Origin of the sequence: Cellulomonas sp. McL0617, from assembly GCF_049994875.1 — a bacterium.
GTDB lineage: Bacteria > Actinomycetota > Actinomycetes > Actinomycetales > Cellulomonadaceae > Cellulomonas.
This window is the reverse complement of the sequence record NZ_CP188256.1, coordinates 4,130,074-4,142,206: the sequence shown is the minus strand read 5'-3', so window position 1 is coordinate 4,142,206 and position 12,133 is coordinate 4,130,074. Positions and strand designations below refer to the sequence as shown.

Sequence of the window (12,133 nt, the reverse complement as noted above, 5' to 3'; positions counted from 1 at the left end):
GTGCTACCTCGGCTGTTCGTTCGCGTGGGTGGTCGAGTCTCGCACGGTCGTGCGTTGTCCACACAGTTGTCCACACCTGTGAGCGGCTGATCGCGTCGGCTCCGACCGCCGTGTCCGGCGGTGAGGACGGGGAACGCCCGACGTCGTGCGCATCGCCTCGGGTGCCCGTCCCCAGCCCGTCTGCGCGAGCACGGTCCACAGGCCGCTGCCCCTGGCGACGAGGTACGAGCGTAGTAGCCCCGCTGGGGGCGCGGCAGGTCCCGACCGGGTGACGTCCGGTTCGACCCGGTTGCTCGGTTTCCTGCGCCCGCTCGTCGGTCGTGCGATCCTGACTTTGCGACTCGCGCGCATTTGACCCGCCTGGACGGCGGGAAGTACGGTATTGCAGCCTTATCGATGGCCTCCTGCTGGCGCGCCCAGACGCCGCACGCGTGTAGTTGTGTCCTGCGTGTTCGTGGAGCAGTCGGTCCGGGCAGCCCGAACCTAGGTCGCGCGCCACATGCGAGGCCCACCCGATGTAGTTGGAGACTCTCGTGACCAAGCGCACCTTCCAGCCGAACAACCGGCGTCGCGCCAAGACCCATGGCTTCCGTCTGCGCATGCGCACCCGTGCCGGCCGCGCGATCCTCGCGGGCCGTCGCCGCAAGGGCCGCGCGGAGCTCTCGGCCTGACACAGGCGTCGGTGCTGCCCGCTGCGCACCGGATGCGCCGAGCTGCCGACTTCGAGCAGGCGGTGCGCCGAGGCGCGCGCGGCGGACGGGACACCCTTGTGGTGCATCTGACGACCAGGACCGATCACACGCCCTCAGGGCCGGTGGTCGGTCTCGTCGTGTCCAAGGCCGTCGGAACGGCGGTGACACGCAACCTGGTCAAGCGGCGCTTGCGGGAGCTGGTCCGGTCGCGGCTGGCTGCCTTGCCGGCGGATGCGTCCGTGGTCGTCCGGGCTCTGCCGCCCGCCGCGACGAGCAGCTACGCACAGCTCGGCGGCGACCTGGATGCCGCGCTTGCGGCGGCCGCACGGCGCTCGTCCCGACGGGCTGGTGCGTAGTCATCCCATGACTTTCTCCTCGGTGCTGCACGCCATCGCCCGCATCCCGGCGCGCCTGCTCCTGCTCGGTGTACGCGGGTACCAGCTGTTCATCTCACCGATGACGCCGCAGACCTGCAGGTTCTACCCGTCGTGCTCGCAGTACGCGGTGCTCGCACTTCAGCGGCACGGTGCCGTCCGTGGCACCTACCTGGCGGTGTGGCGGGTGCTGCGCTGCAATCCCTGGAACCCGGGCGGCGTCGACGACGTTCCTCCTGCGCACCATGCTCACCGTCACACCGACGCGGCACACGCCGCGCACTGATCTCCACCAAGGAGCTTTTTCGCATGAGTTGGTTCGACGGTCTGCTCCACCCGATCATGTGGGTCGTCAGCTGGATCATGGTCGAGTGGCACGCGATCTTCAAGGCCGTGGGACTCGACCCCGACGGCGGTGCCGCCTGGTCGCTGTCGATCGTCGGCCTCGTCGTCGTCATCCGCATCCTGCTGATCCCGCTCTTCTTCCGCCAGATCAAGGCGTCGCGCGGGATGCAGCTGCTCGCGCCCGAGATGCAGGCCATCCAGAAGAAGTACAAGGGCAAGTCGGACCCGGCATCTCGCGAGGCGATGAGCCGCGAGACGATGGAGCTCTACCGCAAGCACGGCACCAACCCGTTCGCATCGTGCCTGCCGATCCTGCTCCAGTCGCCCATCTTCTTCGCGCTGTTCCGGGTGCTGAACTCGTTGCCCCTGATCGCCTCCGGCGCCAAGCCGCCGCTCGGGCCGATGACGAAGTCGCTGGCGGAGTCGTTCGACAACGCCACAATCTTCGGTGCGCCGCTGTCCGGCACGTTCATGAAGGCCGACGGCAACATCCACATCAAGATCGTCTCCGTCGTGCTGATCATCTGCATGTCCGCGACGACGTTCCTGACGCAGCGCCAGCTGACCATGAAGAACATGCCGCCGGCCGCTCTGCAGGGACCGATGGCGCAGCAGCAGAAGATCCTGCTCTACGTCCTGCCGCTGATCTTCGCCTTCTCCGGCATCAACTTCCCGATCGGTGTCCTCATCTACTGGACCACGACGAACCTCTGGTCGATGGGGCAGCAGTTCTACTCGATCCGGCGCATGCCTGCGCCCGGCTCCCAGGCTGAGATCGCCATGAAGGAGCGCAAGGCGAAGAAGGCCGAGTCCAAGGGCCTGATCGAGGACGAGCCGGTGCTGCTGATCGAGGAGAAGCCGCGTGGGCAGCGTGAGCAGCCCAAGCGCAAGGACCGTGCCAAGGCGCCCACCAAGCCCGGCGACGACGGCGTTCCGAGCAAGCCCGGGATCGAAGAGGACCCCGGGCCGTCGGCGCCCGCACCCGCCAAGCCCCCCACCAAGCCCAAGAAGTAGACGTTGAACGGAGTACCACCTCATGACTTCAACTGAGCCTGAAGCCCCGGTCGAGCCGACGAGCACCAAGCGTCTCGAAGAAGAGGGCGAGATCGCCGCGGACTATCTCGAGGAGCTCCTCGACATCGCCGACCTCGACGGCGACATCGACATCGACGTCGACCACGGTCGCGCGGCCGTGGAGATCGTCTCGGAGGATCCGGCCGACCGCTCGCTTCGACGCCTGGCCGGAGCTGACGGAGAGGTTCTGGACGCGCTCCAGGAGCTCACCCGGCTCGCCGTCCAGGCGAAGACCGGCGAACGTAGCCGGCTGATGCTCGATGTCGCCGGGTACCGGTCCGCCCGTCGGGCCGAGCTGGTCACCGTGGCGAGTGAGGCGATCGAGCGAGTCAAGGAGTCCGGCGCCCCGGTTGCTCTCGCGGCGATGAACCCGTTCGAGCGCAAGGTCGTCCACGACGCCGTTGCCTCCGCCGGGCTGTCGAGTGACTCCGAGGGTGTCGAGCCGGAGCGTCACGTGGTGATCCGTCCGGCCTGATCGGCGCTGCGCCGTTGACAGAGGGGTGGCCTACGGCTCACCCCTCTGTCGTTGCTTCAGGCTGAGGCGGGTGAACGCGTGAGCCGTGGACGTATCCGGCCAGGCATCCGTCTCGGACGAGGTTGTTTCACGTGAAACGGGAGGCGCTCGGTTTCGTGCGTGCACATCCATGTGCCGTGGCGATCGCATGGCCGCCGGCGCCTGGTTGGTGGAATCGGTCGGTATGAGGTGCCTAGGTCGATGGATGCGCGGCCGTGGGCGTCGTGTTTCACGTGAAACGTGCGGCGTGGATCCTCGCCGTACCGTGCCAAGCCTGAGAGTCGGCGCGGTCGACGTCCGATGCACGACCGCTGGTTCCCGCGCGGCCCGACCAAGCCTGAGGCGAATGGCGCGGTCGGGCGCAGGTCGCACGGGCGACGCCGGGAATGGGGACCAGCGATGGGGCGACCTCTCAGCGCGCCTTCCACGCGAGCTCCGCCGGCGCTCTCTGTTTCACGTGAAACGGTCGCACCCAGGTCGGACAGGTAGCGCCGACGCAGGAGACGGTGCAGATGCCGAACGCCCGCGGTTCGGAAGGATCCGAACGGACGCCGTCAGGATGCCGGCGCGGAGCAAGTGGGATTCCCGGTCGCCTGCGCGGGTACCTCATCGGGTCGGTCTGTTTCACGTGAAACATGAGTCGACGGACGCAGCTCGGATCCCGAGCGGTCGCGCCGGAAGCGTTCGGCTCCGCTGCCGGGCTCGGTCGGCGAGGCGCGACCATGCCGAAGGCACCTGGATCACTGACGGTGCCGCCACCCCTCATGCCCCTGGATCCGTGTGCACGGCGCGACGGTACTCGGCAATAGGAGAACAGTCGGGTTGTCGTGGGGGTCGGGGAGTGAGTGGGCTCGCGGTTGGGAGCCCGCGTGCGCATCTGGTCGGTCTGTTTCAGGTGAAACTCGGCCAGGTTGGGGTCCGGTGCGTGAACGACACGTCGTGGCCCGCCTGTGGGGTGGGGGAACGCTTCGGGCAAGACGTGAATCGCGGCAAGGGACGATCGGCGCCCTCAGCGGGGGGCGCCTGGTGTGTGCCGATTGCCTGGGCCGGCCGGAAGGACGTTTCACGTGAAACAGCGACGATGTGGGCGTGTGGTCCATGAGGCGCGGTGCGAGAGCGTCTGCGGTCGTCTCGTCTGTTTGAACTCTGCTGCAACGGCTCGTTGAAATGACGAGCGGGTGTCGCGCTTGCAGCCGACCACCACGGCGGATCCGACCCGCGGCCCTCGTTCCGTGGTGCGAATCGGGTGTGTGGATGGCGGGTCGGGGCGGCCGCGCACGGTACCGTAGGCGTCGCCATGAGGCGCTCGAGCGGAGATCGGCGGGTTCAGGTTCCCGGGCGCGCGAGCATGGCAGCAGTCGTTCGTTTCACGTGAAACCGAGGAGATCTGACGGTGACGGAAGCTCGGTCGACAGAGGTCGACGGAGCCGACCCGCTTCACGACGACCCGCGCGTAGCGGCCTACTTCGGACCCTCGTGGCCAGCCATTCTGGGCTTCCATGACCTGCTGGTCAGTCAAGGGGAGCTCCGGGGTCTCGTCGGGCCGCGCGAGCTGCCGCGGCTCTGGGAGAGACACCTGCTGAACTCCGCCGCGGTCGTGCCGTTCCTGCCTACGAACGGTCGGATCGTCGACGTGGGCAGTGGTGCGGGACTCCCCGGAATCGTCGTGGCAGCGATGGTGCCCGGGGCGGAGGTCGTCCTGCTCGAGCCTATGGAGCGGCGCACCGACTGGTTGAGTGAGGTCGCGAGCACGTTGCATCTCGACAACGTCGTGGTGCTGCGCGGTCGGGCACAGGACGTGCACGGGGATCTGGTGGCAGATGCGGTGACGGTTCGAGCGGTGGCATCTCTGGACAAGCTGTACCGGTGGGCGCTGCCGCTGCTGCGAGCCGGCGGCACGCTCGTCGCGATGAAGGGCAGCAAGGCCGAGGCCGAGGTGGAGGAAGCACGTCACATCGGCCGGAAGCTGGGTGCGGGCCCGGCGGCCGTCCTGGATGCACCGACGATCGAGGGAGTCGACGTGACGAGGGTTGTGCGAGTCGTGCGGGAGGCTGTGCCAGGTGTTCGGTAGGAAGAAGGGTCGCCCGGACGATCACGAGACGGAGCAGGCCGCGGTCGCCGAGCCCGCGGCACCTGTAGCCGCGCAGTTCGACGGGGTGACCGGAGCCATGACGCCGCCGAGCGCGCCGTACACGGACCCATCGGCCCCAAGGGGTGAAGCCTCGACGCCGGCCGCCATCGGCACAGTTTCCCCGACACGCGATGCTTCAGTGCCAGCCGCGGTCGGCGCGCATCCCGCATCTCCGACGAGTCCCCGGGAGTCATCGACGGCGGGCGGGGCGTGGGCGAGCCAGGTGCGATCGATGACGGTCGAGCGTTCCGATGTGGTCCCATCTGGTGCCGCGGCATCCGGTGAGCAACGCCTGGCCGACAGCGTCGACGCTCCCTTCACCGGGGAAGCAACGACGTTCGATGCGGCACCGCCGGTCGGCAGCGATGCTGACCGCCCGGTCGGTGGTGCGACCCCGTTGGTTTCACGTGAAACGGCCGCGGCTTTAGAACGGCCCGAGAGCGGGCCATTGGTTTCACATGCACCCACTGTCCGAGCGGTGGACGCCCCGGAGGGGTCGACTGTTTCACGTGAAACCGTCGGCCCCAGCCAAGACGACGCGGCCGCTGGGCCCGTTTCACGTGAAACAACAGGCAGCGGCTCGATCGAAAGAGACAGTGTGATCAGCACTGAGCCGAGAGATGGGTCGATGGACGAGACAGACTCGGACGAGAAGCGCCGGGCCGCGCTGGTCGAGAGCCTGCCGGAGGCGTCGGACGACACCCCGCTCATGGCGCAGCTGCAACAGGACGCACGGCGGCGCATCGAGCTGCGCGGCCGCCGGTTCCCTCGGCCGCCCAGCACCCGCATCGTGACCGTCGCGAACCAGAAGGGTGGCGTCGGCAAGACCACGACGACCGTGAACCTGGCCGCCGCGCTCGCGCAGTCGGGACTGAACGTGCTGGTCCTGGACAACGATCCCCAGGGCAACGCCTCGACGGCGATCGGGATCGAGCACCACTCCGGAACACCCTCCATCTACGAGGTGCTGGTCGACGGTGCGCCGATGTCGGAGGCCGTCCAGCAGAGCCCCGACATTCCGAACCTGTTCTGCCTGCCGGCCACGATCGACCTGTCGGGTGCGGAGATCGAGCTGGTGTCGATGGTCGCGCGGGAGACGCGGCTGCGGAACGCCCTGGATACCTACCTGTCCTGGCGGGTGGAGAGCGGCCAGGAGCCGATCGACTACGTGTTCGTCGACTGCCCGCCGAGCCTCGGTCTGCTCACGGTCAACGCCTTCGTGGTCGCACGTGAGGTGCTCATCCCGATCCAGTGCGAGTACTACGCGCTCGAGGGCCTGAGCCAGCTGCTCAAGACGATCGAGCTGATCCAGGCGCACCTGAACCCGAGCCTGCACGTCTCGACGATCTTGCTGACCATGTACGACGCCCGGACGAACCTTGCGCAGCAGGTGGCGAACGAGGTGCGGACGCACTTCCCGCAGCTCACGCTGCGCACCACCGTCCCGCGTTCGGTGCGCATCTCCGAGGCGCCGAGCTATGGGCAGACGGTCATGACCTACGACCCGGGCTCCAGCGGTGCGCTCGCCTACCTCGAGGCGGCCCGGGAGGTCGCGGAGCGGGGAGCGGCCGGCTCGGCCGGTCCCGATCCGGTCGGGGGCGCGCGAGCAACCGGGGGCAACATCCCCGACGAGGGGCACGATCGCGAGCAGGCTGAGCCTGCAGACCAGAACAACCATGAGCAGTCGGCGGCGATGGCCGCCCTTCAGGAGGAACAGTGAGCGAGAAGCGACGCGGTCTGGGCCGGGGTCTGGGAGCCCTCATCCCGACCGGTCTGGACGGCCAGCGTCCGACCGGCGCCGAACGTCCGGTCGACGTGTTCTTCCCTGACCCGAAGCGCGAGGCGCCCGTGACGGACTCGGTCGCGACCGGCATCGACGAGGGCACGCGGACGGCAGAGGATCTTTCGACGGTCGCCGCGGGATCGATTGCTGCCTCCTCGACCCTCACCGCGCCGAGCAGCACGCTCGACACCCCCGGATCGGCGGCGGTCGCAGAGGGGGGCTCGGTCGCGACCGCGACGATGACGCGGGAGCGTCCGGTGGGCGTGCCGGACGCGAACGGCTGGGGCGCCGGCGACCAACAGACGAACGGGGCCGCGGGGCCGGTGGACGACGACGGCACGGGACTGCTCCCGGTGCCCGGTGCGCGGTTCGCCGAGCTGCCGGTGCTCTCGATCCGGCCGAACCCGCGCCAGCCGCGGACCGTGTTCGACGAGGACGCCCTCGACGAGCTGGTGGGGTCGATCAGGGAGATCGGCGTGCTGCAGCCGATCGTCGTGCGCGACGCGGGTGACGGTTACGAGCTGATCATGGGCGAGCGGCGCTGGCGGGCGACGCAGCTGGCCGGGCTGGCGACGGTTCCGGCCATCATCCGGGACACGGACGACGGTGACCTGCTGCGGGACGCCCTGCTCGAGAACCTGCACCGCTCGCAGCTGAACCCGCTGGAGGAGGCCGCGGCCTACCAGCAGCTGCTCGACGACTTCGGCTGCACGCACGAGGAGCTGGCGACGCGCATCTCCCGCTCGCGCCCGCAGATCTCCAACACGCTGCGGCTGCTCAAGCTGCCGCCCCTGGTGCAGCGCCGCGTCGCCGCGGGCGTGCTGTCTGCCGGCCATGCCCGTGCGCTGCTGGGTCTGCCGGACGCCGCCGCCCAGGAGCGGCTCGCACAGCGGATCGTCGCGGAAGGCCTGTCCGTACGGGCGGTCGAGGAGATCGTGTCGCTCGGCGGCGACCCCGAGCAGCCGGCGCGGCGGGCAGCGCCCGTCGCCGGTCAGCGGAACGAGGCCCTGGACAACTTGGCGGCCCGGCTGTCCGACCGGTTCGAGACCCGCGTCAAGGTGAGCCTGGGCAAGTCGCGAGGGCGGCTGACGGTCGAGTTCGCATCGGTCCAGGACCTGAACCGCATCCTCGCCAGCCTGGCACCCGAGGACCCGGGCCTGCTGAAGGGCTGACCCTCGTGGACGATCGGCGGGGCGGCATGACCCGCCGATCGGCCGGGGCGGCCACCGTCAGCCGAGCCGGGTCCCGTACCGGTCGGCGGGAGAACGGGCCTCCCCGCAGTAGGCCCAGGTCGACGCGATGCCGTACGTCTAGATGACGACCAATCGTACAAATGACACGTTGTTGCAGGTCAGCGTGCTAGTGCGGCGTCCACCATCGAGCGGTACAGAGCGCCGAGAGAGAGTCCGGCGGCCTCGGCCGCCTGCGGGAGCAGCGAGGTCTCCGTCATGCCAGGCGCCACGTTGACCTCGAGGAACCAGACCGTACCGGCTTCGTCGACGATGAGGTCCGTCCGGGACAGCCCCGAGAGGCCGAGCGCGCGGTGGGCGGCGAGGGCGGTGCCGATGACGGCGCGCGAGACGTCGTCGGACAGCCGTGCCGGCGCGAAGTACTCGGTGCGCCCGGGGTTGTAGCGGGCGTCGTAGTCGTAGGGCCCCTCGGTGACGATCTCGACCGGTGGCAGGGCGAACGGTCCGTCGCCCAGGTCGACGACGCTCAAGGCGACCTCGGTACCGAGCACCGCGACCTCGAGCAGGGCGGTATCGCTGTACGCGAAGCAGTCGACCATCGCCTGCGGGAGCTCGTCGGCGCTGGTGACGAGCGTGACGCCGAGCGCGGACCCACCACGTGACGGCTTGACCACGAGGGGGAGCCCGAGCCGGGCGACGATCACGTCGAGCACCTGCCGGGCACCGAGCTCACGGAACAGCGACTGCGGCAGGGTGACGAAGTCGGGGGTGGACAGACCCGCGCGAGCGACGACGGTCTTGGCGATCGGCTTGCTCCACGCGACCCGGCTCTCGCGCGGACCGGCGCCGAGCAGCTTCAGGCCGAGCATGCGGACGACGTCACGGACCGACCCGTCCTCGCCGCTGGTGCCGTGCAGGAGCGGCCAGACCAGGTCGGGCCGCAGCTCGGTGAGAGCCGGCACGAGGTCGGAGTCGACGTCGTGCACGCTGACGTCGACTCCCACCGAGCGCAGGGCGTCGGCAACCCGTCGACCGGACCGCAGCGAGACGTCGCGCTCGTGGGACAGGCCTCCGGCGAGGACGACGACCCGGGGCGACGGGGCGGTGGTCACGTGAGCGGCTCCAGGAGGACGTCAGAAGGAGAAGGATGGCCCGCCGCCGGACACAGGACGGGGCAGGTCATGGTGCGGGCCGCGCGGGTCAGGCGACGTCCGGGGCCGGCGACTGGACGTCGTCGGGACCCGAGGAACCGCTCGTACCGAAGAGCTCGACGAGCTCACGCTCGCCGGCGACGACCCCGGCGAGGCGGCGGACGCCCTCGCGGATCCGGTCGGGCGTCGGGTAGCAGAACGAGAGGCGCATGTGGTCGGCACCGGCGCCGTCGAAGTAGAAGGCCGTACCGGGGACGTAGGCGACGCGTGCGGTGACGGCCCGCGGCAACATGTCCTTGGCGTCGAGACCTTCGGGCAGCCTCACCCAGGTGTAGAAGCCGCCGTCGGGGACGTTCCACGACGCCTCGGGGAGGTGCTCGGCGAGGGCGGCGACCATGGCGTCGCGACGCTCGCGGTACTGCTCGCGATAGGACTTGATCTGCCCACGCCAGTCGCAGGTGGACAGGTAGGTGGAGATGGCGATCTGCGAGGCGTTGGACGGGCACAGGATCGCGGACTCGCTGGCCAGGACGAGCTTCTCGCGGACGGCGTGCGGTGCCGCCACCCAGCCGACGCGGTAGCCGGGAGCGAACGTCTTGGAGAACGAGCCGAGGTAGAGGACGCCCTCGTCATCGATGGAGCGCAGCGCGGGGAGCGGGTCGCCGGAGAAGCCGAGCAGGCCGTAGGGGTTGTCCTCGAGGACGAGCACGCCGTAGCGGCGTGCGATCTCCAGGATCTGCGGGCGGCGCTCCACGGAGATCGAGACGCCGGCCGGGTTGTGGAAGTTGGGCACCGTGTAGAGGAACTTCACGCGGCGGCCGCCCCGGGACAGCGAGGCCAGGGTGGCCTCCAGGGCCGCGGGGATCAGGCCGTCCGCATCGATCGGGACGTGCACGACGTCGGCCTGGTACGCGCGAAAGACGCCGAGCGCGCCGACGTAGGACGGTGCCTCTGCGACGACGACGTCGCCCGGGTCGATGAAGATCCGCGTGACCAGGTCGAGGGCCTGCTGCGACCCGGTGGTCACGACGACGTCGTCGGGGTGTGCCTCGATGCCCTCGAGCGCCATGACGTCGAGGATCTGCTCGCGCAGCGTCTCGTCGCCCTGCCCGGAGCCGTACTGCAACGCCTGGAGGCCTCGGGTGGCGACGACGCGCTGCGCCAGCTCACCCAGGACGTCGAGCGGCAATCCCTCGAGGAACGGCATGCCGCCCGCCAAGGAGACGACCTCGGGGCGGTTGGCGACAGCGAACAGGGCGCGGATCTCCGAGGAACGCATGCCGTGGGTGCGCTCGGCGTAGGAGCCGATCCAGCGGTCGAGGCGGGTGCCCGTGCCGGCGGCGGAGGACGTGGGGGGGCCCGACGTCTCGCCGGCGGGCATGGGGTGCTCGGTCATGCCCCAGAGTTTCGCACGACGCGCCCCCGGGACACGGCACCCGTCCGGCGTCGGAGACACGAGCGCCTCCGCACGCGGGGCGGCGGAGGCGTTCGACGGGACGGATCAGACGGACGCGAGCACGCTCTCGATGTCCTCCGCGATCATCGACTTCGGGCGGGCGCCGACGCGGGACGCCACGAGCTCACCGCCGGAGTAGATGTTCAGCGTCGGGATCGACACGATGCCGTAGTCCGCGGTGACCTGCGGGTTCTCGTCGGCGTCGACCTTCACGAACTTGACGCGACCCTCGTACTGGTTCGAGAGCTCCTCGAGCACGGGCGCGACCATCCGGCACGGGCCGCACCAGACGGCCCAGAAGTCGACGATCACGGGGATGTCCGACTCGAGCACCTCCGACCGGAACGTGGCGTCGGTGACGGCGTGCGTGGTCATGCGATCTCCTCGACGAAGGCCTCGACCGGAGGAACGGGTGCAACCAGGTCGCCCAGCGACGCCAGGAAGTGCTGGGCGTCCAGAGCGGCCGCGCAGCCGGAGCCTGCGGCGGTGATCGCCTGACGGTAGGTGTGGTCGACCAGGTCGCCGCAGGCGAACACGCCGGTGACGTTGGTGGCCGTCGAGCGGCCGATGACCTGCACGTAGCCCTCGTCGTCGAGGTCGACCTGCCCGACCAGCAGCTCGGAGCGCGGGACGTGACCGATCGCGACGAAGACGCCGGTCGCGCCGTGCTCGCGGGTCTCGCCGGTGACCGTGTCACGCAGCGTCACGCCGGTGACCTTGGCGTCGCCGTGGATGCCGACGACCTCCGAGTTCCAGGCGAACTCGATCTTCGGGTCGTTGGCCGCGCGGTCGGCCATGATCTTCGACGCGCGCAGGTGGTCGCGGCGGTGCACGAGAGTGACGCGCTTGCCGAACCGGGTCAGGAACGTGGCCTCCTCGACGGCGGAGTCGCCGCCGCCGACCACGATGATCTCCTGGTCGCGGAAGAAGAAGCCGTCGCAGGTGGCACACCACGAGACGCCGCGGCCGGACAGGCGCTTCTCGTCGTCGAGACCCAGCTCGCGATACGCCGAACCCGTGGCCAGGATGACCGCGCGGGCGCGGAACGTGTCGCCGTTCAGCGTCTCGATGACCTTGATGTCGCCGGTCAGGTCGAGCGACGAGGCGTCGTCCCAGAGGACCTCGGCTCCGAACTTCTCGGCCTGCTTCTGCAGCTGCTCCATGAGCTCGGGGCCCTGGACGCCGTCGGGGAAGCCGGGGAAGTTCTCGACCTCGGTGGTGTTCATCAACGCGCCGCCGGCGGTCACCGAGCCGGCGATGACCAGGGGCGCGAGACCCGCGCGGGCGGCGTAGATGGCGGCCGTGTAGCCGGCGGGACCCGATCCGACGATGACGAGGTCGCGCACGCTGGTTGTCTGGTCGGTCACGATGTGGGTCCTTGCGGGTCGGCTGTCGGTGCTCACGGGTCAACAGATCCTAGGCG

At 69.6% G+C, this 12,133-nt stretch carries 12 protein-coding genes; 8 read left to right on the top strand and 4 right to left on the bottom strand.

The window, feature by feature from the left end:
* The first annotated feature begins 533 nt into the window (after positions 1-533).
* The 8 genes from rpmH to ACPPVS_RS19055 all read left to right on the top strand — a co-directional run bounded on the left by rpmH (position 534) and on the right by ACPPVS_RS19055 (position 8,085).
* Entirely contained in the window at positions 534-671 is a 138-nt protein-coding gene (rpmH, locus tag ACPPVS_RS19090; protein ID WP_034620737.1) for a 50S ribosomal protein L34, read from the top strand.
* An 11-nt stretch (positions 672-682) separates the two neighbouring features.
* Positions 683-1,048 (top strand): ribonuclease P protein component, encoded by a 366-nt coding sequence (gene rnpA, locus ACPPVS_RS19085; RefSeq protein WP_426593867.1) that lies wholly within the window; start codon positions 683-685, stop codon positions 1,046-1,048.
* A gap of 7 nt (positions 1,049-1,055) precedes the next feature.
* Positions 1,056-1,352, top strand: coding sequence for a membrane protein insertion efficiency factor YidD (yidD, locus tag ACPPVS_RS19080; protein WP_426593865.1), 297 nt, complete (start codon positions 1,056-1,058; stop codon positions 1,350-1,352).
* A 23-nt stretch (positions 1,353-1,375) separates the two neighbouring features.
* On the top strand, positions 1,376-2,425 hold the full coding sequence (yidC, locus tag ACPPVS_RS19075) for a membrane protein insertase YidC (protein WP_426593864.1): 1,050 nt from the start codon (positions 1,376-1,378) through the stop codon (positions 2,423-2,425).
* A 22-nt stretch (positions 2,426-2,447) separates the two neighbouring features.
* Complete coding sequence (locus ACPPVS_RS19070; RefSeq protein WP_426593863.1) at positions 2,448-2,960, top strand: protein jag; 513 nt, start codon at positions 2,448-2,450, stop codon at positions 2,958-2,960.
* Positions 2,961-4,392: 1,432 nt separating this feature from the next.
* Positions 4,393-5,070, top strand: a complete 678-nt coding sequence (gene rsmG, locus ACPPVS_RS19065) for a 16S rRNA (guanine(527)-N(7))-methyltransferase RsmG (protein WP_426593861.1) — start codon at positions 4,393-4,395, stop codon at positions 5,068-5,070.
* Positions 5,071-5,362: 292 nt separating this feature from the next.
* Positions 5,363-6,850 carry an AAA family ATPase gene (locus ACPPVS_RS19060; protein WP_426593860.1) on the top strand — a complete coding sequence of 496 codons (1,488 nt, stop codon included), beginning with the start codon at positions 5,363-5,365 and terminating at the stop codon, positions 6,848-6,850.
* On the top strand, positions 6,847-8,085 hold the full coding sequence (locus ACPPVS_RS19055) for a ParB/RepB/Spo0J family partition protein (RefSeq protein WP_426593859.1): 1,239 nt from the start codon (positions 6,847-6,849) through the stop codon (positions 8,083-8,085). Before ACPPVS_RS19060 ends, ACPPVS_RS19055 begins: the two co-directional genes overlap by 4 nt.
* Before the next feature lie 179 nt (positions 8,086-8,264).
* On the opposite strand, the gene ACPPVS_RS19050 is transcribed toward ACPPVS_RS19055, so the two are convergent.
* The 4 genes from ACPPVS_RS19050 to trxB form a co-directional block, all read right to left on the bottom strand.
* Positions 8,265-9,215, bottom strand: coding sequence for a D-alanine--D-alanine ligase family protein (locus tag ACPPVS_RS19050; protein WP_426593858.1), 951 nt, complete (start codon positions 9,213-9,215; stop codon positions 8,265-8,267).
* A gap of 88 nt (positions 9,216-9,303) precedes the next feature.
* Entirely contained in the window at positions 9,304-10,650 is a 1,347-nt protein-coding gene (locus ACPPVS_RS19045) for a PLP-dependent aminotransferase family protein (RefSeq protein ID WP_426593857.1), read from the bottom strand.
* 105 nt (positions 10,651-10,755) lie between these two features.
* Positions 10,756-11,085, bottom strand: coding sequence for a thioredoxin (trxA, locus tag ACPPVS_RS19040; protein WP_426593856.1), 330 nt, complete (start codon positions 11,083-11,085; stop codon positions 10,756-10,758).
* Positions 11,082-12,077, bottom strand: coding sequence for a thioredoxin-disulfide reductase (gene trxB, locus ACPPVS_RS19035; protein WP_426593855.1), 996 nt, complete (start codon positions 12,075-12,077; stop codon positions 11,082-11,084). Before trxB ends, trxA begins: the two co-directional genes overlap by 4 nt.
* Positions 12,078-12,133: the final 56 nt, after the last annotated feature.

Bases quoted from the DNA above. Each gene is read 5' to 3' on its own strand.
- yidC (WP_426593864.1), top strand. From the start codon at position 1,376: ATGAGTTGGTTCGACGGTCTGCTCCACCCGATCATGTGGGTCGTCAGC.
- ACPPVS_RS19070 (WP_426593863.1), top strand. From the start codon at position 2,448: ATGACTTCAACTGAGCCTGAAGCCCCGGTCGAGCCGACGAGCACCAAG.
- trxA (WP_426593856.1), bottom strand. From the start codon at position 11,085: ATGACCACGCACGCCGTCACCGACGCCACGTTCCGGTCGGAGGTGCTC.
- ACPPVS_RS19045 (WP_426593857.1), bottom strand. From the start codon at position 10,650: ATGACCGAGCACCCCATGCCCGCCGGCGAGACGTCGGGCCCCCCCACG.
- yidD (WP_426593865.1), top strand. From the start codon at position 1,056: ATGACTTTCTCCTCGGTGCTGCACGCCATCGCCCGCATCCCGGCGCGC.
- ACPPVS_RS19060 (WP_426593860.1), top strand. From the start codon at position 5,363: ATGACGGTCGAGCGTTCCGATGTGGTCCCATCTGGTGCCGCGGCATCC.